Origin of the sequence: Cupriavidus sp. DB3 (assembly GCF_020418465.1) — a bacterium.
Lineage (GTDB): Bacteria > Pseudomonadota > Gammaproteobacteria > Burkholderiales > Burkholderiaceae > Cupriavidus > Cupriavidus cauae.
In genome coordinates this window covers 228,764-252,870 of the sequence record NZ_JAIZPL010000006.1, presented here as the reverse complement: position 1 = coordinate 252,870, position 24,107 = coordinate 228,764, and the positions used below count along the sequence as shown (strand labels likewise).

The window sequence follows — 24,107 nt, the reverse complement described above, 5'->3', positions numbered from 1 at the left end:
AGCACGCCGCTACGTCGTTGCGCACCGGATTCTAGCTGCGCGCGAGAAACAGGCGGCTGACGTCGTTGAACAAGGCGAGCGAAGTCAGGAGCAAGATGCAGGCAATGCCGACCTTCTGCAGCACAGCCTGCCAGTGGTCTGGAACGGGCCTGCCAGTCAAAAATTCAACGCAATAATACAGCAAATGCCCCCCGTCCAATACCGGAATGGGTAACAAATTCAATACGCCGAGGCTGACGCTGACCAGCGCCAGGAAGCCGACGAACGGTTGCCAGCCGAGGTTCGCGGCCTTGCCCGCGTAGTCGGCGACGGTCAGCGGACCGCTGAGGTTCTGCAGCGAAGCCTGGCCGATCAGCATGCGGCCGAGCAGCTTCAGCGACAGCACGCTGGTGTCCCACACCTGCTGTCCGGCACGGACCAGCGCCTGCAGCGGGGCATCGCGCACGGTCTCCATCTGCACCGCCTGCGTCAGCGCGGCGCCGAGCTTGCCGGCCGTGGCGGCCTTGCTGCCGCCCTCGCCCGGCCCTTCGCCCTCGGCCGGCACCGCGTCGACCTTGACCGGCACCTGCAGCGTCCGGCCTTCGCGTTCGATCGACAGCGTCGCCTGCGCGCCCGGATTCGCGCGCACCGCGCGGATCAGCTGATCGGCCTGGCGGATCGGCTCGCCCTGCCACGCCAGCACGCGGTCGCCGGCGCGCAGGCCCGCGCGTTCGGCGGCCGAATCGGGCAATACCTCCCTGATCGTCACCGGCCCGCCCTTGAGCGCGAGCCCCAGCGTGGCCAGCGGATCGCGCTGCGGATCGCCGCCGGTATTGGGCAGCCGCGCAATGGTCAGGTCGCGCTCGGCGCCGTCGGCCCCGCGCACGCGCAGCACCGCGCCGGCACCGTCGAAGCCCTGCGCCATCACGGCCATGCGCAGATCGTTCCACGAGCGCACCGTCTCGGTCTCGTCGTTGGCGCTCAGCGCGAGCACGCGGTCGCCGTCGCGCACGCCCGCCTGCGCCGCGGCCGTACCGGCGACCGGAGCGGCCAGCACCGGCGCGGGCTCCTGCATGCCGCCGGCGAACAGCGTGAAATACAGCACGATCGCCAGCAGGAAATTGGCGACCGGCCCGGCCGCGACGATGGCGATGCGCTTGCCGACCGGCTGCCGGTTGAAGGCGCGCGGCAGATCGGCCGGATCGAAGGGAGGATCGCGCTCGGGATCGCGTTCGCGCTCGTCGAGCATCTTGACGTAGCCGCCCAGCGGAATCGCCGCCAGCGTCCATTCGGTGCGGTCGCGATGGCGCGAGACCCAGCGCAGCAGCGGACGGCCGAAGCCGATCGAGAAACGCAGCACCTTGACGCCGCAGGCGCGCGCGGCCAGGTAGTGGCCCATCTCGTGCACGTAGATCAGGATGCCGAGCGCAACGATGAAGGCGAGGATGGTCTGCATGGCGGCGGTCCGGTTCAGCTCGGCGTGGCCGCGCCGGCGTTGGTGCCCGCGTTGTTGCCGGCGCTGGTGCCGACGTTGGCACCCGCCCTCGCGCCGGCACTTGCCCGCCCGCCCGCCTGCACCAGCGTCCGGGCCAGCGCGCGGGCCTGCTGATCGGCCTGCAGCACGGCGTCGAGCGAATCGGCCGCATGGCGCGGTCCCTGCTCGAGCACCCGCGCGACAACGCCGGCGATATCGGTGAAGCGGATCGCGCCCTGCAGGAAGCTGTCGACCGCGATCTCGTTGGCGGCGTTCAGCACCGCCGGTGCCACCCCGCCGGCGCGCAGCGCATCGAAGGCCAGCGCCAGGCACGGGAAGCGCTGCAGGTCCGGCGTCTCGAAGGCCAGCGTGCCGGCCGCGACGAGGTCCAGCGGCGAGACGCCGGCGTCGATGCGCTCGGGATAGGCCAGCCCATAGGCGATCGGCGTGCGCATGTCGGGGTTGCCCAGCTGCGCCAGCACCGAGCCGTCGGCGTACGCGACCATCGAATGGACGATGCTCTGCGGGTGGATCAGCACCTCGATGCGCTCGGCCGGCGCGCCGAACAGCCAGTGGGCCTCGATCACCTCGAGGCCCTTGTTCATCATCGTCGCCGAATCGACCGAGATCTTGCGCCCCATCACCCAGTTCGGATGGGCGCAGGCCTCGTCGGGGGAAATGTCGTGCAGCGAGGCCGGATCGCGCGTGCGGAACGGCCCGCCCGAGGCGGTCAGCACCACGCGGGCGACGCCGGCCCGATAGCGCGGATCGTCGAACGGCAGGCACTGGAAGATCGCGTTGTGCTCGCTGTCGATCGGCAGCAGCGTCGCGCCGTGCTCGCGCACCGCGTCCATGAAGATGGCGCCGGACATCACCAGCGCCTCCTTGTTGGCCAGCAGCACGCGTTTGCCGGCCCGCGCCGCGGCCAGCGTCGGCCGCAGCCCGGCGGCGCCGACGATGGCGGCCATCACGGTATCGGCCTCGCCATCGGCGGCGACCTCGGCCAGCGCCGCGTCGCCGTGCAGCACCTCGGTGCCCACGCCGGCCACGCGCAGCCGCTCGCGCAGTTCGGCCGCCGCGCTCTCGCTGCCGACCACCGCCCGCGCCGGGCGGAACTCGGCGCAGCGCTCGGCCAGCTTGTCGATCTGGCGATGCGCGGTCAGCGCATGCACGGCGTAGCGCTCGGGATGGCGCCGGATCACGTCCAGCGTGCTGTCGCCGATCGAGCCGGTGGCGCCTAGGACGGTAATGCGACGCATGAAAGAGGCCTGGGGAAAATCAGAGATACAGGATCAGCAGCGCGGCCAGCGGCAGCACCGGCAGCAGCGCGTCGATGCGGTCGAGCACGCCACCGTGGCCGGGCAGCAGCCGGCTGCTGTCCTTCTTGCCGACCTGCCGCTTGAGCAGCGATTCGAACAGGTCGCCCACCACGCTGGCGATCACCATCAGCGTGGTCAGCAGCGCCACCACCAGCAGGCCGTTGCGGTCGGCCACACGATCGAACCAGGTCGGCGCGAAGGCGTGGGTGGCCGCCAGCGACAGCGCCACGGCGAGCGCGAACAGCCAGCCGCCGATCGCGCCCTCCCACGACTTGCCGGGGCTGATCGACGGCGCCAGCTTGCGGCGGCCGATCGCCTTGCCGACGAAATAGGCGCCGATATCGGCGGCCCAGACCAGCGCCGCGGCCGACAGCAGCACGCCCACGCCGAGGCCGCGCAGCAGCATCGCGGCATGGCCGAAGGCGGGCAGGATCACCAGGCCGACCAGGCCGGCAACGATCGCGAAGGCCGGCGTGGCCTTGCGCACGCCGCGCGCCAGCAGCACGATGGCGACGCCCCAGGCGACCACCGCGGCCTGCATCAGCCACAGCATGGCGCCGCGCGCGGGCAGGTCATGCCAGGCGATCATCGCGACCACGCAGGCGATCGCGTAGATCCACGGGCCCGCGCCGCGCAGGCCGAGCAGGCGGCCGAATTCCCAGGCGGCCAGCGCCACGATCACCGCCATCAGGCCGGCCAGCGCCGCGGGCGGCGCCAGGAACAGGATCGGCAGGATCAGCAGCAACAGGCACAGGGCGGTGATGACACGGGTAAGAAGCATGCGCTGCGAGTCCCGGTTGGTTCGATGGCGAGCGGCCGGCCCGCTCAGGCGGTGCCGGACAGCCCGGACGGCGCCACGACCTGCGCGCTGGTGCGGCCGAAACGCCGTTCGCGCTGCCGGTACGAGGCGAACGCCTTGTCCAGTTCGGCCGCGTCGAAGTCGGGCCAGAACACGTCGGTGAAATAGAGCTCGGAATAGGCCAGCTGCCACAGCAGGAAATTGCTGATGCGCTGTTCCCCGCCGGTGCGGATGAACAGGTCCGGCTCCGGCGCGTAGGCCATCGCCAAGTGCGGCGCCAGCGTCGATTCCTCGATCGTCGAGGGGTCGAGCATCGGCTGCTGAAGCAGCATCTTGCGCACCGCCTGCAGCAGGTCCCAGCGGCCGCCGTAATTGGCGGCGATGGTCACCGTCAGGCCGGTATTGCCCGCGGTGCGGCGCTCGGCGTCGGCGATCAGCTGCTGGATGCGCGGGCTGAAGCGGCTCAGATCGCCAACCACCTTCAGGCGGATATTGTTGGCGTGCATCTTCACCACCTCGCGCCGCAGCGACATCATGAACAGCCGCATCAGGAAGGTGACCTCGTCGGCCGGCCGCCGCCAGTTTTCGGAACTGAAGGCGAACAGCGTCAGGTACTTGACCCCTCGCACCGCGCACGCCTCCACCACGGTACGTACCGCATCCAGGCCGCGGCTATGGCCGGCGACCCGCGGCAGATGCCGCTGCGTGGCCCAGCGCCCGTTGCCATCCATGATGATGGCGACGTGGGCCGGTACGTAACCGGTTTCGGGGATGGCGAGTGTGGAACTGATGTGCATGGTGGTGGACGGGTCCCCGACGGCGTCGCCGCGCCAGCCCACGGCGGGACTGGCGAGCGGCGCCGCGGCTCAGACCGTCATGATCTCCTTGTCCTTCTCGGCGACCAGCTTGTCGATCTCGGCGACATAGCGGTCGGTCAGCTTCTGCACCTCGTCCTGGCCACGACGCTCGTCGTCTTCCGAGATGCTCTTGTCCTTGACCAGCTTCTTGAACTGTTCGTTCGCGTCGCGGCGCAGATTGCGCACCGCCACCTTGGCGCTCTCGCCCTCGCCCTTGACGACCTTGGTCAGCTCCTTGCGGCGCTCCTCGGTCAGCGGCGGCATCGGCACGCGGATGACCTCGCCCATGGTGGCGGGGTTCAGGCCCAGGTCGGCGTCGCGGATGGCCTTCTCGACCGCGCCGACCATCTTCTTTTCCCACGGCTGCACGCTGATGGTGCGGGCATCGGCCAGGCCGATATTGGCGACCTGGCTGATGGGCACCGGCGAACCGTAGTATTCGACCTGGACATGGTCGAGCAGACCGGTGTGGGCACGACCCGTGCGGATCTTGGCCAGATCGGCCTTGAACGCTTCGATGGTCTTCTGCATCTTCTGCTCGGCGCTCTTCTTGATGTCGGCGACGCTCATCATAACCTCCGGAAAACTGGCTGCCATGACCCCGGCGGGCGGGGCCGAAAACGAATCATTCTACTCTGTGCCGTTGCGTGCGCCACCTCGCGGCGGCCCCGCACGGCGGCTCAAACGTGGACCAGCGTACCCTCGTCCTCGCCCAGGATCACGCGCTTGAGCGCGCCCGGCTTGACGATCGAGAACACCTTGATCGGCAGCTTCTGGTCGCGGCACAGCGCGAAGGCGGTGGCGTCCATCACCTGCAGATTGCGGGAGATCGCCTCGTCGAAGCTGATCGTGGTGTAGCGCGTGGCGCTGGGATCCTTCTTCGGATCTGCGGTATAGACGCCGTCGACCTTGGTGGCCTTGAGCACCACCTCGGCGCCGATCTCGGAGCCGCGCAGCGCGGCCGCGGTATCGGTGGTGAAGAACGGGTTGCCGGTGCCGGCGGCGAAGATCACCACCTTGCCCTCTTCCAGCTGGCGGATCGCGCGGGGGCGGATATAGGGCTCCACCACCTGGTCCATGCGCAGCGCCGATTGGACCCGGCCCTCGATATTGGCGTGCCGCATCGCGTCCTGCAGCGCCAGCGCGTTCATCATCGTGGCCAGCATGCCCATGTAGTCGGCGGTCGCGCGGTCCATGCCGGCGGCGCCGCCGGCGACGCCGCGGAAGATGTTGCCGCCGCCGATCACCACTGCCACCTGCACGCCGAGCTTCACGATCTCGGCAATATCATTGACCATGCCTTCGATCGTGGACCGGTTGATGCCGAAGGCATCGTCGCCCATCAGGGCCTCACCGGACAGTTTCAGAAGGACGCGCTTGTAGGCTGGCATATTCACCCTCGGGCTGGTTCGAGTCTTCGATCTGGGCCTTGCCCCGGAGGGCGGATGCCGCCGGGACCAAGCCGGCTTTCCCCGTGGCCCGGGCGCGTCGGCAGGCCCGAAGGGGCGATGCCAGTCAAAACGGGCGACGGCGAAAACGGGCTCCGCGGCCGGCTTCGAGACCGACGCGCTGGACGCATGCGCCGGCCGTTCGGGCGGCACGCGCCATTGTTCTCTCTTCTTGTGCCGAGGGGCACCTCGCGGTGCCCCTCGGGATTATACGGCGGGCCGTCATGGCGCCAGACCGGCGCCTGCCTCCCGCCCGGGATATCAGCCCTTCTGCGCGGCGGCGACCTGCGCGGCCACTTCGGCAGCGAAGTCGTCCTGGCGCTTCTCGATGCCCTCGCCGACCACGTACAGCGTGAAGCCCTTGACCGTGGTGTTGGCGGCCTTGAGCATCTGTTCGACGGTCTGCTTGTCGTTCTTCACGAACGGCTGGTTCAGCAGCGAGACTTCCTTCAGGTACTTCTGCACCGAGCCTTCCACCATCTTGGCGGTGATCTCGGCCGGCTTGCCCGACTCGGCAGCCTTCTGCTCGGCGATGCTGCGCTCCTTGGCGATCAGATCGGCCGGCACGTCGGCCGACGACAGCGCCACCGGCTTCATCGCGGCGATGTGCATGGCGACGTCCTTGGCGGCGACTTCATCGCCGTCGAACTCGACCATCACGCCGATACGGGTGCCGTGCAGGTACGAGACCAGCTTGCCGCCGCCGGCATAGCGGGCGAAACGGCGGATCGTCATGTTCTCGCCGATCTTGCCGATCAGCGCCGCACGGACCTGGTCGACGGTCTGGCCGTCCAGCGGCAGCGCCGACAGCGCGGCCACGTCGGCCGGGTTCTGCCTGGCGACCAGCTCGGCGACCTTGGCCGAGAAGCCCAGGAAGTCGTCGTTCTTCGAGACGAAATCGGTCTCGCAGTTCAGTTCGACCAGCGCACCGGTGGTGCCGTCGATGAAGGCAGCGACCACGCCTTCGGCGGTCACGCGCGAAGCGGCCTTGCTGGCCTTGTTGCCCAGCTTGACGCGCAGCAGCTCCTCGGCCTTGGCCAGGTCGCCGTCGGCCTCGGTCAGGGCCTTCTTGCACTCCATCATCGGCGCGTCGGTCTTCGCGCGCAGTTCAGCCACCATGCTTGCGGTAATTGCCGCCATTTGTCACTCCTTGATTGGTTCACGCCCCGCCCCGGTTCCGCCGGACCTGGAAGTCCCGCGCCGCGGCCGGCTGCGTGGTGTTCAAAGACTCACCCGCCGTGATCGTAGCCACGCCGGATGACAATCATTCCTGTCTGCTTGCTGCTTGCTGCCCGTTGCCGGGCGCGCGCGAACCGCGCGCATTCAAAAAAGGGGGCGTACCATGTCGCCCCCTTTTCTGGTGGTCGCGCGGCCGGCGATGCCGCCGCGCGCCACGGGTCCGTCAGGGCCGTCCGGGCCGTCCCGCCTGCAGGCGGGCCCGACCTCAGGCTTCCTCGACTTCGACGAAGTCGTCGCTGCCGCGGACCGCTTCGACCACGTCCTGCACCGCGTTGGCGCGGCCTTCCAGGATCGCGTCGGCGACGCCGCGCACGTACAGCGCGACTGCCTTGCTCGAGTCGTCGTTGCCCGGGATCACATAGTCGATGCCGTCCGGCGAGTGGTTGGTATCGACCACGCCGATCACCGGAATGCCCAGCTTGTTGGCTTCGGTCACGGCAATCTTGTGGTAGCCGACGTCGACCACGAAGATCGCGTCAGGGATGCCGCCCATGTCCTTGATGCCGCCGATCGACTTCTCGAGCTTTTCCATCTCGCGCTCGAACATCAGCGCTTCCTTCTTGCTCATGGTGTCCAGCGCGCCGGCTTCCTTGGCGGCTTCCATGTCCTTCAGGCGCTTGATCGAGATCTTGACCGTCTTGAAGTTGGTCAGCATGCCGCCGAGCCAGCGGGCGTCGACGTAGGGCATGCCGGCACGGCCCGCTTCCTCGGCCAGGATCTCGCGCGACTGGCGCTTGGTGCCGACGAACAGGATGGTGCCGCGATTCGCTGCCAGCTGACGCACATACTTCAGCGCGTCCTGGAACATCGGCAGCGTCTTTTCCAGGTTGATGATGTGGATCTTGTTGCGATGGCCGAAGATGAACGGGGCCATCTTGGGGTTCCAGAAGCGGGTCTGGTGGCCGAAGTGGCAACCGGCTTCCAGCATTTCACGCATGGTGACGGACATTGAATTCTCCAAAAGGGTTCGGTCTGAAGTCCGCCCCGACATTCCTGAACAGGAACACCCCGGATGGGCGGACTCGCGATTTCGCGGACGTGGCAGACTGCGCCATCCGCACCCGCCCGGACCGCCGTCGCGCATCTCCGAAATCCTGACGTCAGGACTCCGTGAAGCGAGGCGAAGCCAAGCGAGCCCGCGATTGTAGCAACATCCCGGCCATCGCTCAAGTCCGCCGGAGGCCGCCCATCCTGGTGGCACCGCGACGGTGCGGCGCCGGCTTCTCGCCGCCGCGGGGTGCGGCGGGCCCCCGATGGTGCGATAATCCCGGTTTGACAATCCAGAAACGGGCGCCAACCCCACTTGGCGCCCGTGACACTTTTTCCGCGTCGCAGCATGAGCATCCATTTGAAGACCGCCGAAGACATCGCCCAGATGCGCGTCGCCTGCCGGCTGGCCAGTGAAGTCCTCGACTACATCACGCCGTTCGTGAAGCCCGGCGTCACCACCGGCGAGCTCGACCGCCTGTGCCACGCCTATATGCGTGACGTACAAGGCACGGTGCCTGCGCCGCTGAACTATGCGCCCCCCGGCTATCCGCCCTTCCCCGGCGCGATCTGCACCTCGGTCAACGACGTGATCTGCCATGGCATCCCGGGCGATCGCGTGCTGAAGAATGGCGACGCGGTGAACCTGGACATCACGGTGATCACCAAGGAAGGCTATTACGGCGACACCAGCCGGATGTTCATCGTCGGCGAGGGCTCGATCCTGGCCAAGCGCCTGACCCAGGTGACCTTCGAATGCATGTGGAAGGGCATCGCCCAAGTGCGCCCGGGCGCCAGGCTCGGCGATATCGGCCACGTGATCCAGCAGCACGCCGAGGCGGCCGGCTACAGCGTGGTGCGCGAATACTGCGGCCACGGCATCGGCAAGAACTTCCACGAGGACCCGCAGATCCTGCACTACGGCCGCCCGGGCACCGGCATGGAGCTGCAGGCCGGCATGATCTTCACGATCGAGCCGATGATCAACGCCGGCAAGCGCGACATCCGCACGATGCCCGACCAGTGGACGGTCAAGACGCGCGACCGCAGCCTGTCGGCGCAATGGGAACACACCGTGCTGGTGACCGACACCGGCTACGAGGTGCTGACCGTCTCGGCCGGCACGCAGGCGCCGCCCGCCTTCATCACCGACACGCTCGCGGCCTGATTGCAGGGGGCGCCGGGAGGCGCCCCTGTCGTTTGGGCCGCGCCGATTCGCCGTTCACCGACATACGTCGCCACCGCCCTCGCCGCCACCTGCGCCTCCTTCACCCATGTCGACCCAACCCGTCCCAGCCATGGATTCGTCCCCGGAACTGCTGCTTGCCACGCGCGTGCGCGACCGGCTCAAGGCCGGCAAGCAGGCGCTGTTCGACGCCTTCACCGGCGGCGGCCAGGTCGGCACGCTGCTGACGCGGCTGCGCCAGGCGGTCGACCACGCACTGGTCGAATGCTGGCGCGGCCTCGGGCTGCCGGCCGGGATGGCGCTGGTGGCCGTGGGCGGCTATGGCCGCGGCGAGCTGTTTCCGCATTCGGACGTCGACGTGCTGCTGCTGTTGCCGGCCGAGCCGGACGCCGACACCGTCGGCCGCATGGAGAAGTTCATCGGCCTGTGCTGGGACCTGGGGCTGGAAATCGGGTCGTCGGTACGCACGGTCGACGATTGCCTGCGCGAGGCGCGCGCCGACGTGACCATCCGCACCGCGCTGCTCGAGGCCCGGCTGGTAACGGGCAACCGCACGCTGTTCGCCGAGCTGCAGGCGCGCTATCGCGCCGAGCTGGACCCGCGCGCCTTCTTCCAGGCCAAGCTGCTCGAACTGCGCCAGCGCCACGCCAAGTACCAGGACACGCCCTACGCGCTCGAGCCGAACTGCAAGGAAAGCCCGGGGGGCCTGCGCGACCTGCAGGTGATCCTGTGGATGACGCAGGCGGCGGGCTACGGCGACAGCTGGAAGGAGCTGCGCGACAAGGGCCTGCTGACCGAGCGCGAGGCGCAGGAACTGACGCGCAACGAGCGCCTGCTCAAGACCATCCGCGCCCGCCTGCACCTGCTGGCCGGACGCCGCCAGGACGTGCTGGTGTTCGACCTGCAGACCGCGCTGGCCGAGGCCTTCGGCTATCGGCAGAACGCCAACAAGCGCGCCAGCGAGCAGCTGATGCGGCGCTACTACTGGGCCGCCAAGGCGGTGACCCAGCTCAACAGCGTGCTGCTGCTCAATATCGAGGCGATGCTGTTCCCCAGCGAGTCGAAGGTCACGCGCGTGCTCAACGAGCGTTTCGTCGAGCGCCAGGGCATGCTGGAAATCACCAGCGACGACCTGTACGAACGCAATCCGCACGCGATCCTCGAAACGTTCCTGCTGTACGAGCGCACGCCGGGCGTCAAGGGCCTGTCGCCGCGCACGCTGCGCGGGCTGTACAACGCGCGCACCGTGATGGACGCGCGCTGGCGCAACGATCCGGTCAACCGCCAGCAGTTCCTGGCGATCATCCAGGAGCCCCAGGGCATCACGCACGCGCTGCGGCTGATGAACCAGACCAGCGTGCTCGGCCGCTACCTGATCAACTTCCGGCGCATCGTCGGCCAGATGCAGCACGACCTGTTCCACGTCTATACCGTGGACCAGCACATCCTGATGGTCGTGCGCAACATGCGGCGGTTCGCCATCGTCGAGCACACCCACGAGTTCCCGTTCTGCAGCCAGCTGATGGCGAACTTCGACAAGCCTTGGGTGCTGTGGCTGGCGGCGCTGTTCCACGATATCGCCAAAGGCCGTGGCGGCGACCACTCCAAGCTCGGCACCGCCGATGCGCGCCGCTTCTGCCGCCAGCACGGCATCGCGCGCGAGGACGCCAACCTGATCGCCTGGCTGGTCGAGCATCACCTGACCATGAGCCATGTCGCGCAGAAGCAGGACATGACCGACCCCGAGGTGGTCCATGCCTTCGCCCGCGTGGTCGGCAACGAACGCTATCTGACCGCACTGTATCTGCTGACGGTGGCCGATATCCGCGGCACCAGTCCCAAGGTCTGGAACGCGTGGAAGGGCAAGCTGCTGGAGGACCTGTACCGCATCACGCTGCGCGTGCTCGGCGGCGCGCGCGTCGATCCGCATTCGCTGTGGGCGCAGCGGCGCGAGGAAACCATCGCCGCGCTGCGGCTGCAGGCCTTCGACCCGGCCCGCGCCGAGGCGCTGTGGGAACGGCTGGACGTGGCCTTCTTCCTGCGCCACGACGCGCGCGACATCGCCTGGCTGACCCGCCATCTCGCCCACCGCGTCGACAGCGAGCAGCCGGTGGTCAAGGCGCGCGTGTCGCCTGCCGGCGAGGGGCTGCAGGTCGCCGTCTACGCCAAGGATCAGCCCGACCTGTTCGCGCGCATCTGCGGCTATTTCGAGCGCAAGGGCTTCTCGATCCAGGAGGCGAAGATCCATACCACGCGGCATGGCTACGCGCTGGATACCTTCCAGGTGTTCGATCCAGGCGTCGTCGGCGGCGGGCGCGAGACGTACCGCGACATCATCGCGCTGGTCGAGCACGAGCTGTGCGAGCGGCTGGCGCAGCAGGCGCCGCTGCCGGAGCCGTCGCAGGGCCGGCTGTCGCGCCAGTCGCGCAGCTTCCCGATCAAGCCGCGCGTCGATCTGCGGCCCGACGAGCGCGGCCAGTACTTCCTGCTCGAACTGTCGGCCAACGACCGCACCGGCCTGCTGTACGCGATCGCCCGCGTGCTGGGCCGCCACCATATCTCCGTGCATACCGCACGCATCAACACGCTGGGCGAACGGGTCGAGGACATGTTCCTCGTTGACGGCAGCCGCCTCGCCGCCGACAACCGGCTCGAAATCCAGCTTGAACAGGACCTGCTCGCGGCGCTGGAAATCTGAGCCGCGACACCATTGAAACCATGAGCGATCAACCCTCCCCCAAGCGCAAGACCTTGGGACTGAAGTCCGCGGCCGCCAGTCCCGCGCGCAAGAGCGGCGCCACCCGGCCGGTACGCGTATCCGACCTGAACCGGCGCCGCGTCCAGACGGTGGCCGAAGGCGTGCGCGCCGCGCAGCAACGCGCCGACGCCACTGGCAAGCCGCGCAAACCAGGCGGCGCCCGCCCGGCGCCGGAAGGACGCGGCCTGCGTCGGCCAAGCAGCGACGAGCGCGGACCGCGCCGTTTCGGCACCGAGGAACGCGGGCCGCGTCGTTTCGGCGACGAAGCGCGCGAACGGCCGGCGCGCTGGGGCGAGCGCAGCGAGCGAGGGGAACGCGGCGAACGTACCGAGCGCCCACAGCGCTTCGAGCACGGGGAGCGCGGCGAGCGCACCGAGCGGCCGCCGCGTTTCGAGCGCGGCGAACGTACCGAGCGCCCACAGCGCTTCGAGCGCGGCCCGCGTACCGAAGGCCCGCAGCGCTTCGATCGTGGCGAGCGCACCGAGCGGCCGGCGCGCTTCGAGCGCGGCGAGCGCACCGAACGCAGCGGCGGTCCGGGCACCGCCCCGCGCCGCGAGTTCGGTGCCGATCGCGGCGAGCGCGATCCCCGTGGCCGTCCGACCGAGCGTGGCGAACGCACCGACCGCGGCGCGCGCCCCGGCGCCGGGCCGCGTCGCGAATTCGCGGGCGATCGCAGTGAGCGCGGCGAGCGCGGTCAGCGCCCCCGTCCGACCGAGCGCGGCGATCGTCCGCCGCACCCGGCATCGGCCGAATCGCGCGATCGTCCCCGCCGTCCGCAGGCGGAAGCCGGCGACATGCGCCCGGCCCGCTCCGGCTTCGGCGCCGGCACCGGCCGCGCGCCCAAACCGGGCGGCGCCCGCGCGCGCAGCAACGTGCCGCACGCCGCGGCATACGACGCACCGCGCGCCACCCCCACCCGCAGCCCGGCCCGCCCGCCGTCGAACGCCCATGCCGCCGGCGCGGCGCACGAGTCCGACGGTCTGGTGCGCCTGTCCAAGCGGATGTCCGAGTTGGGCCTGTGCTCGCGCCGCGAGGCCGACGAATGGATTCCGCGCGGCTGGGTGCTGGTCGACGGCAAGCCCGTGACCGAGCTGGGCACGCGCATCCGCCCGGACGCGACCATCGAGATCCAGCAGGCCGCCCGCTCCGAGCAAGGCGAGCGCGTCACGGTGCTGCTGCACAAGCCGGTCGGCTATGTGTCCGGCCAGGCCGAGGAAGGCTATCAGCCGGCGGCCGCGCTGTTCACCGCCGAGAACCAGTGGGAAAACGATCCGACCCGCAAGCGCTTTGCGCCCTGGCAGCACAAGGGCCTGGCACCGGCCGGACGCCTCGATATCGATTCCACGGGCCTGCTGGTGCTGACGCAGGACGGCCGCATCGCCCGCCAGCTGATCGGCGAGGACTCGAACATCGAGAAGGAATACCTGGTGCGGGTGGTCTGGGAGGATGCGCCCGACGGCCCGGTCGAGCGCAATGTGTCGGCCGTGTTCCCCGCCGAGCGGCTGGACAAGCTGCGCCACGGCCTGTCGCTCGACGGCGAGCCGCTCAAGCCCGCCAAGGTCAGCTGGCAGAACGAGGAACAGCTGCGCTTCGTGCTGCGCGAAGGGAAGAAACGGCAGATCCGCCGGATGTGCGAGCAGGTCGGCCTGAAGGTGGTCGGACTCAAACGCGTCCGCATGGGCCGCATCGTGCTGGGCGACCTGCCGGTCGGCCAGTGGCGCTTCCTGGGGCCGTTCGAGAAGTTCTGAGGCGCGCTGCCGGGACCGGCGCACCGCGCGGTCCCGGCTTCAACCGAATTTGCTATCGCCCGTTGCCTATCGCCCAGGGGCCGACGGGCCGACGGGCCAGGGGCCGAGGGCCGGAGCTACGGCCCGGGGCCTCAGTCGTCCGACTGTACCCCGTTCAACTCGGGAAACAGCACTTCGGTAAAACCGAACTTGCTGAAGTCCTTGACCCGCATCGGGTACAGGATGCCGCGCAGATGGTCGCACTCGTGCTGCACCACGCGCGCATGGAAGCCCTCGGCGACGCGCTCGATGCGCTGTCCCATCAGGTCGAAGCCGGTATAGCGCAGGCTGGTATGGCGCGGCACCATGCCGCGCAGCCCGGGCACCGACAGGCAGCCCTCCCAGCCGTCCTCCATCTCGTCGGACAGCGGCGTCAGCTCCGGATTGATCAGCACGGTCTTGGGCACCTGCGGCGCATCGGGGTAGCGCGGGTTGCGCTCGAAGCCGAAGATCACCACCTGCAGGTCGACGCCGATCTGCGGCGCGGCCAGCCCGGCGCCGTTGGCGTGGTCCATCGTGTCGAACATGTCCTCGATCAGCGTGCGCAGTTCGGGGGTATTGAAGCGCTGGACCGGGCGCGCGACCTGCAGCAGCCGGGGGTCGCCCATTTTCAGAATGTCGCGAATCATTGCTCGTCCTCTGCTCGGGCAGCCGGGCGTGATGTTGGCTGCCGCATGCGGCGGGTCTCCGCCGAAATTCCGTCGATTATAGCCAGCGCCTCCGGGCGCGGCCGGCGTCCGCGCCCGCGTCGGAATCCGCACTCACGCCGCAAAGATCCTGTCCACGTCGACATGGATCGAACGCAGGCGCTCGAGCGGCACATGGGGTGCCAGATAGCGCAGCATCGCCTGTGCGCGCGATTCCAGCATCGGGCAGCCGAATGTCCACTGCTTGTCGCCGTCCCACATGTCCAGCAGCGGCGCAAACAGGTTCGCGACGACCTGGCGGATGCGGTCCCTCCACGAGGCCTGCGATGGCGCGGATGAGACCCGGCACACCAGCCGTCCGGCGGGCCGCTCGACGCTGCCCTTGTGGGCCTTGAGGCCTTGCAGGATGCCCGCGTCCGTGTCGGCGACATACTCGAGCCGGAAATGCTGCCCGCGAAACACGAAGTCCTGCTGGTGCCGCTGCGCCGGCTGGCGCTGGAAGCCTTCGCGCAGCCCCTCGAGCTTGACGCGGACGGCGACCCAATCCTGGCATGGCGTGTGGTGTGCGGCGGCGATCGAACCCATGGGGACTCCTTGTCGTGAGGAACACGTGATGGAAGAACCCGGCGAGGTTAATCGCGCAGCAGTGGCCGCATCTTTCGCATTCGGCGCTGCACCTTTGCTTTGGCGAGCCGCGATCGGCCGTCTCACTGGACAGCGTCGCTGGACATCGTCGCCACCGGACAGCGACAGGGACCGCGGTCCCTGCCCCTGTCAGCGTCCCGCCGCGCCGTGCTCCTCTAGCAGCGCCATCATGCCGGCCTCGTCCAGCACCGGCACGCCCAGTTCCTGCGCCTTGGCGAGCTTGCTGCCCGCCTCCTCGCCGGCCACCACGTAGTCGGTCTTCTTCGACACCGAGCCCGCCACCTTGGCGCCGGCCGCCTCCAGCATCTCCTTGGCCGCCTCGCGCGACAGCGTCGGCAAGGTGCCCGTCAGCACGAAGGTCTTGCCCGCCAGCGGCGCCGGCGCGCGCGCGGCGGGCTCGCTCTCGGGCCAGTGCACGCCGGCGGCGCGCAGCTGCTCGATGACCTCGACGTTGTGCGCCTCGGCAAAGAAATGCGCGATCGACTGCGCGACCACCGGGCCGACGTCGTTGACCTCAAGCAGCGCGGCCTCGTCGGCCGCCATCAGTCCGTCGAGCTTGCCGAAATGCCGCGCCAGATCCTTGGCGGTCGCCTCGCCGACATGGCGGATGCCCAGCGCGAAGATGAAGCGGTTCAGCGTGGTGGCGCGCGACGCGTCGATCGCGGCCACCAGATTGCTGGCCGACTTGTCGGCCATGCGGTCCAGCGCCGCGAGCTTGGCCACGCCGAGCTTGTACAGGTCGGCCGGCGTGCGCACGATGCCCTGCTCCACCAGCTGGTCGACCACCTTCTCGCCGAGCCCTTCGATATCCATCGCGCGGCGCTGGGCGAAATGCAGCAGCGCCTGCTTGCGCTGCGCGGCGCAGATCAGCCCGCCGGTGCAGCGCGCGATCGCCTCGTCCTCCAGCCGCTCGATATGCGAGCCGCACACGGGGCAAGCGGTCGGCATCGTGAAGGGCCGCGCATCGGCGGGCCGGCGCTCCGGCACCACGGCGACGACTTCCGGAATCACGTCGCCGGCGCGGCGCACGATCACGGTGTCGCCGATATGCACGTCCTTGCGGCGGATCTCGTCCTCGTTGTGCAGCGTGGCATTGGTCACCGTGACGCCGCCGACGAACACCGGCGCCAGCCGCGCCACCGGGGTGATCGCGCCGGTGCGGCCGACCTGGACCTCGATGTCCTCGACCACGGTGGTCATTTCCTGCGCGGGGAACTTGTGCGCCAGCGCGAAGCGCGGCGCGCGCGAGACGAAGCCCAGGCGTTCCTGCTCCTCGACCGCATTGACCTTGTAGACCACGCCGTCGATGTCATAGGGCAGGCTGTCGCGCTTCCTGCCGACGCCGCGATAGAAGTCGAGCAGCCCCTGCGCGCCCTTGACCACGGCGCGCTCGGCGCAGACCGGCAGGCCGAGCGCCGCGAAGCGTTCCAGCAGCGCATCGTGGGTGGCCGGGCGCGGCTCGCCGTCCAGCTCGCCAAGCCCGTAGGCAAAGAACGACAGCGGACGGCGCGCGGTGATGCGCGGATCGAGCTGGCGCAGGCTGCCGGCCGCGGCGTTGCGCGGATTGACGAAGGTCTTCTCGCCGGCCTCGGCCTGGCGTGCATTGAGCCGGTCGAAATCGCGCCGGTACATGAAGACCTCGCCGCGCACCTCGATCACCGCGGGCGCGCCGGCCTTCAGCTTCAGCGGAATCGCCTTGATCGTGCGCACATTGGCGGTCACGTCCTCTCCGGTCTCGCCATCGCCGCGCGTGGCGGCCTGCACCAGCCGGCCGTTCTCGTAGCGCAGCGACATCGCGAGGCCGTCGAACTTGAGCTCGCAGGCATATTCGACCGCATCGGCCGCCGAGAACAGGTCGGCCGCGCCCTCGGCGGCCACGGTGCGGCCCAGGCCCTGCGCGCAGCGGCGATCGAAGCCGATCACGTCGTCGTCGTCGAAGGCGTTGTTCAGCGACAGCATCGGCAGCCGGTGCCGCACCGTCGCGAACGCCGTCAGTGGCTGGCCGCCGACGCGCTGGGTCGGCGATTCCGGCGTCAACAGCTCGGGATGCGCGGCCTCGAGTTCCTGCAGTTCGCGGAACAGCGCGTCGTACTCGGCGTCCGGAATGGTCGGCGCGTCGAGCACGTAATACTGGTAGTTGTGGTGCTCGATCTGCTCGCGCAGCCAGTCGGCACGCGCGGCCGGGGCGTCGGGCTTGTCGGCGGAATTGTCCGGCCGGGCGGCATTGGCGGCATTGGCGGCGTCGGCTGCATCGGCCGCGGCAGGCCGCGGCGCATCAGCCGAAGTGGGAGCGCCGTGTTTCTTTGCTGGCATGAGGCGTGAGCGGTACGAAAAAGCGGCGGCGAAGGTGGGCGGCGAAAGGCGGACAGCGAAAAACCGGTGCCGGTCCGCGCGTCAGCTGCTGAACAGGCGCAATGCCACCGGCGAGCCGGCCGGCATGCCGCGCGCCTCGAGCTTGTCGTACAGCGCCTGCAGCTGCTGGAAGATGGCGACGAAGGACGTCTCGGTCAGCGGCCGATGATTGTCGTCGACCAGTCTCGCGCCCATCCGCTGCGCCAGGCTGTCGCCGTACTCGCACATGGTCTTCAGCGGCTTGACGGCCTGGGATGCCTGCGGCACGTCCAGCAGCAGCGTGATCTGGCTGCCCGCCTTGACCGTCAGATCGTCGCGCAGGAAGTTGGTATCGCCGAACTGCAGCGTGAACAGCGCGCGCTGGATGCCGTCGGGACCGGCCTGGTAGCGGGTGAAGCGGGTGCCGTCGCGCGACAGCACCAGGCCGTCCTGGGTGGCGACGTTCTGCACATAGGCGGCCGACCAGGGCGCGCCATCGGACACCACGTTGACGCCCAGCTGCACGTCGCAGGCGGCGGCGAAGCCGTCGAGCTCGCGCGCATTGGCGACGGTCTCGCTCATGTCGGGCAGTTCAGCCGATGCGTCGAGCGATTCGGCCAGGGCCTCGACCGCGTTGACGAACTCGGAGAACTCCAGCGCATTCAGCGGACCGCCGCGATTGGCCAGCTGCACCGCCACCTGCAGGTCCTCGTACTGGTGACCGGCGGTCACCGGCTCCCAGGCGTTGGCCGGTTCGTACAGGCCCTCGATATGGACCTGCTTGGTGCCGGCGCGGCGCAGGCGCCCGGTCAGCGGCAGGATGCGGTCGCCGGAGGCCTTGCGCTCCAGATGCAGCGGCACGATGCAGTCGATCAGCGGATCGATCACCGCGGGCCGGGGCTGCCCGTCGGCCACGATGGGCTCGGCGACGGGTTCGGGACGCGGCGCCGCTGGCGGTGCCGACTGGGATGCGGACGGGGATGCGGACTGGGATGCGGACGGCGCGGCGGACGAAGATGCGGGCGCTTGCGCCGGCGTCTTGCCGGCGTCGGCGTCGGCGCCCTGGGCGTTGCCCGGGGCCACGGTGCGGGCGGACGGCGCGCTGCGCGCGACGCCGTCGGCGACCTCCTCGGCCAGCAGCTCGTCGGCATCGGCGCTGCCGGACACCAGCGGCGAGGCGGCCTGCGCCGCCTGCGCGTCGTCATCGAGCGGCGGCACCACCAGCGTCGGCTCCTTGCGCTGGATCGTTTCGGGACGCGGCGGCTCGTGCAGCTTGGCACTGACCTCGGGCTTGATTTCCTCGCCCACCACCGGCTCGCGCATCGGCGGCAGGTCGTCCTCGGGTTGCAGCGCGCGCGGCCGGCGCGACTTGCGGATCTGCCATTGGTTGTAGGCCACTACCAGCAGCAGCAGCACGATGCCGGCGACGACCAGCGCGGTTTGCAGGTCCATCACGCGCGCCCTCCGCGGTTCGGGGCCGACGTCGGCCGATTCTTCAGCCAATCCTTCAGCCGATACGTCTGCCGGTTCTTCGGCCCATGCGTCGATCGAAGCGATCCGGTCATGCCGCCTCCGCCATCGAAACGGCCGCATCCATATCGACGGCGACGATCCGCGACACCCCCTGCTCCTGCATCGTGACGCCGATCAGCTGGTGCGCCATTTCCATTGCGATCTTGTTGTGTGAGATGAAGACGAATTGCGTCTTGTCGGACATGCGCGCGACCATATTGGCGTAGCGCTCGGTATTGGCGTCGTCCAGCGGCGCGTCGACCTCGTCCAGCAGGCAGAACGGTGCCGGGTTCAGCTGGAACATCGCGAACACCAGCGCGATCGCGGTCAGCGCCTTTTCGCCACCCGACAGCAGATGGATGGTCGAGTTCTTCTTGCCCGGGGGCTGCGCCATCACCTGCACGCCGGCATCGAGGATTTCCTCGCCGGTCATGATCAGCCTGGCCTGGCCGCCGCCGAACAGCTGCGGGAACAGCTCGCCGAAATGATGGTTGACCTGGTCGAAGGTGCCCTGCAGCAGCGCGCGCGTTTCCTGGTCGATCTTGTGGATCGCGTCTTCCAGCGTCTGGATGGCGTCGTTCAGGTCGGCCGACTGCGCGTCGAGGAAGGTCTTGCGCTCGCGCGCCGCCGCCAGTTCCTCGAGCGCGGCCATGTTGACCGGGCCGAGCGCGTTGATCGCGTTGTTGATGCGCGTGACTTCGCCCTGCAGATACGAGGGCTTCATGTCGCCGTTGAGCTTGCCGACCAGCGCGGCCTCGTCGACCTCGGCCGCGGCCAGCTGCTCGGCGAACTGCTCCTGCGCCAGGCGCGCGGCCTGCTCCTTGAGCTGCAGTTCGGTGATGCGGTCGCGCAGCGGTTGCAGGCTGCGCTCGGCGGCCAGGCGCTGCTCGTCGAACTGGCGCAGCTGCGCCGACAGCGCGTCGAGCTCGATGCGGGCCGTCGCCAGCTTCTGCTCGCGTTCGGCGCGCAGTTCGAGCGCTTCCTGCAGGCCGGTGTGCGCGGTCTGCTCGTTGATGGTTTCGAGTTCGGCGCGCGCGTTCTCCAGCGATTCGGCGATGCGCTCGCTCTGGTCGCCCGCGACCTGGATATTGCGGCGCAGCTCGTCGATGCGGGTCGCCAGATTGCGCTGGGCGAACACGGCCTCCTGCGCGGCACGTTCCAGGTCGCGCAGCTGCTGGCGCGCGTCGGACAGCTTTGCATCCAGCGCTTCGTAGGCCATCTGGTGGTCTTCGTGCGCGGCCTGCATCTCGGCCAGCTCGGTATCGTGGCGCTCGAAGTTGGCCTCGGATTCGGCCTTCAGCGCGCGCTGCTCGTCGATCTGCGCGGCGATTTCCTCCAGCTCCTCGCGGATCTGGCTGCTGCGCGCGGCGTAGCGCTCCATCGCCTGCGACAGCTTGAGCACGTCCATCTGCAGCCCGTGCACGCGCCGCGTGACGCGCTCACTGTCGGCGCGCGCTTCCACCAGCTTGCGGCTGCCCTCGGTATAGGCCGCCTCGGCGCGCACCGCCTGCGCCTTGGCCTCGTCGGCCAGCAGCGTCTGCGCGCGCGCCTGCTTCTGCAGATTCTCGATTTCCTGCTCGCGCGCCAGCATGCCGGCCTGCTCGGAGTCCGCGGCATACAGGTGCACCGAGCTGCGGCCGACCAGATGGCCCTCGGCGACGACGAAGGTCGCGCCCTCGGGCAGGTTCGCGCGTGCGGCCAGCGCCTGCTCCATGTCGTCCGCGGTGTAGACGTCGGCCAGCCAGTCCTGCATCACCGCGCGGATGCCCGGCTCGGTGATCTGCAGCAGCGACATCAGCGGACGCAGTCCGGCCGGCGCCTCGCCCGGGCGTGCCGCGGGCGGCGGCGCGTAGAAGGCCAGCTTGGCCGGCGGCGCGTCGGTCAGCAGTCCCTTGATCCAGTCGAGGTTGGAGACCTCCAGCGCGGCCAGCTTTTCGCGCAGCACCGACTCGAGCGCGTTTTCCCAGCCCGGTTCGATATGGATCTTCTTCCACAGGCGCGGCAGTTCGGCCAGGCCGTGCTTTGCCAGCCACGGCTGGACCTTGCCTTCGCTCTGCACGTTCTCCTGCAGCTGGCGCAGCGCGGCCAGGCGCGCTTCCAGCGCCGCGATCGCGGCCGCTTCGCGCTGCACGCGCTCCTGCGCGGCGCGGCGCTCGGCATCGAGCCGCGGCAGATTGTCCTCGGCCTCGGCCAGCGCGGCCTGGGCGTCCTCGAGCATCGCCTCGTGTTCGGCGAGCTCGGCGCGCAATTCCTCCAGCCGCACGTCGTCGGGCCGGTCCAGGCCCTTTTCCTCGCCGGAAAGGCGTTCGCGGCGCTGCTCCAGCTGCTGCAGCATCTGGTCGGCGTTGCGCTGATGCGCGGCCTCGAGCTTGAGCGCCTGCTCGGCCTGCATGATGCCGGTGCGCTGCTCGTTCAGCAGGGCCTGCGCATCGCGCCATTGCGCTTCGAGCGTCGGCAGCGCCTCGCTCTGCTGCTCGACCGCCTGCTGCGCCTCGATGGTGCGGCCCTCGGCCAGCGCCAGTTCCTCCTCGGCCTGCTCGAGCTCGTCGCTCGCCTGCTGGGCCTTGGCCTGCCACTGCTCGCGCTGCGCGGTCAGCGCGGCGATCTGCGCCTGCACGCGGTTGCGCGATTCGACCACGTAGCGGATCTCGGCCTCGAGCTTGCTGACCTCGGTATTGGCCTCGTAGAGGGCGCCCTGCGCGGCGTGCATGCCGTCGGAAGCGGCATAGTGCGCGGCGCGCAGCGTCTCCAGCTCGGCCTCGACGTGGCGCAGCTGCGCGGTCTGCGCTTCCAGGTCGATCTGGGCCTGCTCGATCGCGCGCTGATGGCGTTCCTGCTCGGCCAGCGCCTCGCGCTTGCGCAGCAGCCACAGCAGATGCTGCTTCTCCTCGCCCTCGGCCTGCAGCGCCTTGAAGCGCTGCGCGACTTCGGCCTGGCCCTCGAGCTTGTCGAGGTTGGCCGACAGCTCGCGCAGGATGTCCTCGACCCGGGTCAGGTTCTCGCGCGTGTCGGACAGCCGGTTCTCGGTCTCGCGGCGGCGTTCCTTGTACTTGGACACGCCCGCGGCTTCTTCCAGGAAGATCCGCATGTCGTCGGGCTTGGCCTCGATGATCCGCGAGATCATGCCCTGGCCGATGATCGCGTAGGCGCGGGGGCCCAGGCCCGTGCCCAGGAAGATGTCCTGGATGTCGCGCCGGCGCACCGGCTGGTTGTTGATGTAGTAGGACGAGGTGCCGTCGCGGGTCAGCACCCGCTTGACGGCGATTTCGGCGTACTGGCTCCACTGCCCGGCGGCGCGGCCTTCGGCGTTGTCGAACACCAGCTCGACGCTGGCGCGCCCGGCCGGCTTGCGCGCGGTGGAACCGTTGAAGATGACGTCCTGCATCGATTCGCCGCGCAGCTCGGAGGCGCGGGACTCGCCGAGCACCCAGCGCACCGCATCGATGATGTTGGACTTGCCGCAGCCGTTGGGACCGACGATGCCGACCAGTTGGCCGGGCACTTGGAAATTGGTGGGATCGACAAAGGACTTGAAGCCCGCCAGCTTGATCGAGGACAGTCGCACGGTTGGTCTTGAATGGGTTCGAATCCGTGGTGAGGCACGCCCGGGAGCGGCACCCAGAAAGGCCGGACAGCCTGCGCGACGCCCTGCGCGGACGTGCCGCCCGCACCGCATTCGTCGCGCACTTGTGCCCGAAAATTGGCGCTAATCATACCATCGGTGTGACGCCGTCCAGCCGGATTTACCGGCAGTTACGGGGTCGTTGCCGGCCGGTTCGGGCGGCATCGGGGCGGCATCGGGACGACATCCGGGCGGCGTCCGGGCGGCGTCCGGGCGGCGTCCGGGCGGTGTCCGGGCGGCACCGGGACGGCGTCCGGGCGGCATCGAGGCGGTGTACGAGCGACGTCGGGCCGGCGTGCTGGCGGCATCGAGGCGGTGTACGAGCGGCGTCCGGCCGGCGTGCTGGCGGTACCGGGCCGGCATCCGGCGGCATCTCGGGCCGCATCGGTCCAGTCCGGAGGCGATCCCGGCGGCACACCCACGCCGCGGTCGTGCCGGCCGCTTACTGCCCCTGCAGGCCGGTACACCCCGCGCCCTCGCCCGCCGGCGCCCGCGCCGGCCCGCTGCGCCGGTGCACCAGGCCGGACAGCGCCCCGGCCGCCACGATGCACAGGCCGCCGGCCGCCTCCTTCCAGCTCAGCGTCTCGGTCGCCAGCCACCACGACGACACCGCGGCGACCACGATCTCGAACAGCATCAGCAGCGAGACCCGGTTGGCGGGCAGATGCTGCAGCCCGTACTGGACGATGGCGTTGCCGACCACCAGCGTGGCGGCCAGGCCCAGCACCAGCAGCGGCGCCGCCACGCGCGCCTCTGGCGCGATCGCCACGGCGCCGGTATCGAGCCACAGCGCGGCGATGCCCCCGACCACCGTGCCGCCGCCGAACACCATCAGCGTGCGCAGCCGCGCGTCCATCTCGGGAAAGCGCTGGCCGGCGCGGCGCGACAGCACGTTGTTGAACGCGAAGGCGATGCCGGCGGCGAGGCCCGCCCATTCGGCGGCATCGCCGGGCAGCGGCACGCCGACCTCTGGCGTCCACAGCATCAGCCCGGCGCCGAACATCGCCAGCGCGACCAGCATCAGGCCCGCCGGCGAGACCCGCTCGCCCAGCAGCAGCCGCGCGACCAGCACGGTCCACACCGGGGTCAGGTAGAACAGCAGCAGCACCCGCATCACGTGGCCGTGGACGCTGCCCCAGACGAAGCCGGCATTGGTAATCCCGGCCGCCAGCGCGATCGCCACGAACAGCCACGACCAGCGCAGGCCCCGCAATTGCCGCCGCAGCACCAGCAGCGCCAGCACGGCGGCGACCGCGCTGACCACCGCCGCGGCCTTCATGCCGCCCAGGCCCCAGGCGGCCAGCAGCCGATACGGATACCAGGCGATGCCCCACACCGAGGCGCCGAGCAGGATCGACAGGGAAGCCTTGAAGGTATCGGTATCGGCGTGGGGGTCGGCATGGGAGGCGCCGGGCCGCACGTTGGCGTTGGAATGGCTCATGGATTGGAAAACACTGGCGGCACCCGGGAAACGGTGCCTGACATGGATGTGGGTGATACGTGAAGCCCGGATCGGA

General features: G+C 69.5%; 16 protein-coding genes and 1 pseudogene. 3 read left to right on the top strand and 14 right to left on the bottom strand.

Going from position 1 to position 24,107, the window contains the following annotated elements:
* Positions 1-31: 31 nt before the first annotated feature.
* The 8 genes and pseudogenes from rseP to rpsB form a co-directional block, all read right to left on the bottom strand.
* Positions 32-1,435, bottom strand: coding sequence for an RIP metalloprotease RseP (gene rseP, locus K7G19_RS20430; protein WP_226108848.1), 1,404 nt, complete (start codon positions 1,433-1,435; stop codon positions 32-34).
* Between the two features lie 80 nt (positions 1,436-1,515).
* Positions 1,516-2,712: pseudogene (gene ispC, locus K7G19_RS20425) on the bottom strand (1-deoxy-D-xylulose-5-phosphate reductoisomerase); the annotation flags it as partial.
* 19 nt (positions 2,713-2,731) lie between these two features.
* Positions 2,732-3,553: a phosphatidate cytidylyltransferase gene (locus K7G19_RS20420; protein WP_149319029.1), complete on the bottom strand. Its 822-nt coding sequence runs from the start codon at positions 3,551-3,553 to the stop codon at positions 2,732-2,734.
* A gap of 44 nt (positions 3,554-3,597) precedes the next feature.
* The gene (locus K7G19_RS20415) at positions 3,598-4,368 is read right to left on the bottom strand and encodes an isoprenyl transferase (RefSeq protein ID WP_149319030.1); all 771 of its coding nucleotides are present in this window, start codon (positions 4,366-4,368) and stop codon (positions 3,598-3,600) included.
* A gap of 69 nt (positions 4,369-4,437) precedes the next feature.
* Complete coding sequence (gene frr, locus K7G19_RS20410) at positions 4,438-4,998, bottom strand: ribosome recycling factor (RefSeq protein ID WP_149319031.1); 561 nt, start codon at positions 4,996-4,998, stop codon at positions 4,438-4,440.
* A 110-nt stretch (positions 4,999-5,108) separates the two neighbouring features.
* On the bottom strand, positions 5,109-5,819 hold the full coding sequence (gene pyrH / locus K7G19_RS20405) for a UMP kinase (protein ID WP_006578101.1): 711 nt from the start codon (positions 5,817-5,819) through the stop codon (positions 5,109-5,111).
* 318 nt (positions 5,820-6,137) lie between these two features.
* Positions 6,138-7,016, bottom strand: coding sequence for a translation elongation factor Ts (tsf, locus tag K7G19_RS20400; protein WP_226108846.1), 879 nt, complete (start codon positions 7,014-7,016; stop codon positions 6,138-6,140).
* A gap of 304 nt (positions 7,017-7,320) precedes the next feature.
* Positions 7,321-8,064, bottom strand: coding sequence for a 30S ribosomal protein S2 (gene rpsB / locus K7G19_RS20395; RefSeq protein ID WP_006578103.1), 744 nt, complete (start codon positions 8,062-8,064; stop codon positions 7,321-7,323).
* A 387-nt stretch (positions 8,065-8,451) separates the two neighbouring features.
* Between rpsB and map the strand changes: the two genes are divergently transcribed.
* From map to K7G19_RS20380, 3 genes are all read left to right on the top strand, one after another.
* On the top strand, positions 8,452-9,270 hold the full coding sequence (gene map / locus K7G19_RS20390) for a type I methionyl aminopeptidase (protein WP_150081601.1): 819 nt from the start codon (positions 8,452-8,454) through the stop codon (positions 9,268-9,270).
* A gap of 130 nt (positions 9,271-9,400) precedes the next feature.
* Complete coding sequence (locus tag K7G19_RS20385) at positions 9,401-11,986, top strand: [protein-PII] uridylyltransferase (protein WP_149319033.1); 2,586 nt, start codon at positions 9,401-9,403, stop codon at positions 11,984-11,986.
* A 20-nt stretch (positions 11,987-12,006) separates the two neighbouring features.
* Positions 12,007-13,794 carry a pseudouridine synthase gene (locus K7G19_RS20380; RefSeq protein ID WP_226108844.1) on the top strand — a complete coding sequence of 596 codons (1,788 nt, stop codon included), beginning with the start codon at positions 12,007-12,009 and terminating at the stop codon, positions 13,792-13,794.
* Between the two features lie 131 nt (positions 13,795-13,925).
* Here the strand turns inward: K7G19_RS20380 and def are convergent, their stop codons facing one another.
* From def to K7G19_RS20350, 6 genes are all read right to left on the bottom strand, one after another.
* On the bottom strand, positions 13,926-14,462 hold the full coding sequence (gene def, locus K7G19_RS20375) for a peptide deformylase (RefSeq protein WP_149319035.1): 537 nt from the start codon (positions 14,460-14,462) through the stop codon (positions 13,926-13,928).
* Positions 14,463-14,594: 132 nt separating this feature from the next.
* The gene (locus K7G19_RS20370; protein WP_226108842.1) at positions 14,595-15,065 is read right to left on the bottom strand and encodes a hypothetical protein; all 471 of its coding nucleotides are present in this window, start codon (positions 15,063-15,065) and stop codon (positions 14,595-14,597) included.
* A 189-nt stretch (positions 15,066-15,254) separates the two neighbouring features.
* The gene (gene ligA, locus K7G19_RS20365; protein ID WP_226108840.1) at positions 15,255-17,438 is read right to left on the bottom strand and encodes an NAD-dependent DNA ligase LigA; all 2,184 of its coding nucleotides are present in this window, start codon (positions 17,436-17,438) and stop codon (positions 15,255-15,257) included.
* 81 nt (positions 17,439-17,519) lie between these two features.
* A complete protein-coding gene (locus K7G19_RS20360) occupies positions 17,520-18,908 on the bottom strand; it encodes a cell division protein ZipA C-terminal FtsZ-binding domain-containing protein (RefSeq protein ID WP_226108937.1) in 1,389 nt (462 codons plus the stop codon).
* A gap of 109 nt (positions 18,909-19,017) precedes the next feature.
* Positions 19,018-22,533 carry a chromosome segregation protein SMC gene (gene smc, locus K7G19_RS20355; protein ID WP_226108838.1) on the bottom strand — a complete coding sequence of 1,172 codons (3,516 nt, stop codon included), beginning with the start codon at positions 22,531-22,533 and terminating at the stop codon, positions 19,018-19,020.
* Positions 22,534-23,032: 499 nt separating this feature from the next.
* The gene (locus K7G19_RS20350) at positions 23,033-24,031 is read right to left on the bottom strand and encodes a DMT family transporter (protein WP_226108837.1); all 999 of its coding nucleotides are present in this window, start codon (positions 24,029-24,031) and stop codon (positions 23,033-23,035) included.
* Positions 24,032-24,107 lie beyond the last annotated feature (76 nt).

What these genes read in the sequence shown, in the direction of transcription:
- rseP (WP_226108848.1), bottom strand. Translation starts at nt 1,435, where the DNA reads ATGCAGACCATCCTCGCCTTCATCGTTGCGCTCGGCATCCTGATCTAC.
- K7G19_RS20420 (WP_149319029.1), bottom strand. Translation starts at nt 3,553, where the DNA reads ATGCTTCTTACCCGTGTCATCACCGCCCTGTGCCTGTTGCTGCTGATC.
- K7G19_RS20415 (WP_149319030.1), bottom strand. Translation starts at nt 4,368, where the DNA reads ATGCACATCAGTTCCACACTCGCCATCCCCGAAACCGGTTACGTACCG.
- frr (WP_149319031.1), bottom strand. Translation starts at nt 4,998, where the DNA reads ATGAGCGTCGCCGACATCAAGAAGAGCGCCGAGCAGAAGATGCAGAAG.
- pyrH (WP_006578101.1), bottom strand. Translation starts at nt 5,819, where the DNA reads ATGCCAGCCTACAAGCGCGTCCTTCTGAAACTGTCCGGTGAGGCCCTG.
- tsf (WP_226108846.1), bottom strand. Translation starts at nt 7,016, where the DNA reads ATGGCGGCAATTACCGCAAGCATGGTGGCTGAACTGCGCGCGAAGACC.
- rpsB (WP_006578103.1), bottom strand. Translation starts at nt 8,064, where the DNA reads ATGTCCGTCACCATGCGTGAAATGCTGGAAGCCGGTTGCCACTTCGGC.
- map (WP_150081601.1), top strand. Translation starts at nt 8,452, where the DNA reads ATGAGCATCCATTTGAAGACCGCCGAAGACATCGCCCAGATGCGCGTC.
- K7G19_RS20385 (WP_149319033.1), top strand. Translation starts at nt 9,401, where the DNA reads ATGGATTCGTCCCCGGAACTGCTGCTTGCCACGCGCGTGCGCGACCGG.
- K7G19_RS20380 (WP_226108844.1), top strand. Translation starts at nt 12,007, where the DNA reads ATGAGCGATCAACCCTCCCCCAAGCGCAAGACCTTGGGACTGAAGTCC.
- def (WP_149319035.1), bottom strand. Translation starts at nt 14,462, where the DNA reads ATGATTCGCGACATTCTGAAAATGGGCGACCCCCGGCTGCTGCAGGTC.
- K7G19_RS20370 (WP_226108842.1), bottom strand. Translation starts at nt 15,065, where the DNA reads ATGGGTTCGATCGCCGCCGCACACCACACGCCATGCCAGGATTGGGTC.
- ligA (WP_226108840.1), bottom strand. Translation starts at nt 17,438, where the DNA reads ATGCCAGCAAAGAAACACGGCGCTCCCACTTCGGCTGATGCGCCGCGG.
- K7G19_RS20360 (WP_226108937.1), bottom strand. Translation starts at nt 18,908, where the DNA reads ATGGACCTGCAAACCGCGCTGGTCGTCGCCGGCATCGTGCTGCTGCTG.
- K7G19_RS20350 (WP_226108837.1), bottom strand. Translation starts at nt 24,031, where the DNA reads ATGAGCCATTCCAACGCCAACGTGCGGCCCGGCGCCTCCCATGCCGAC.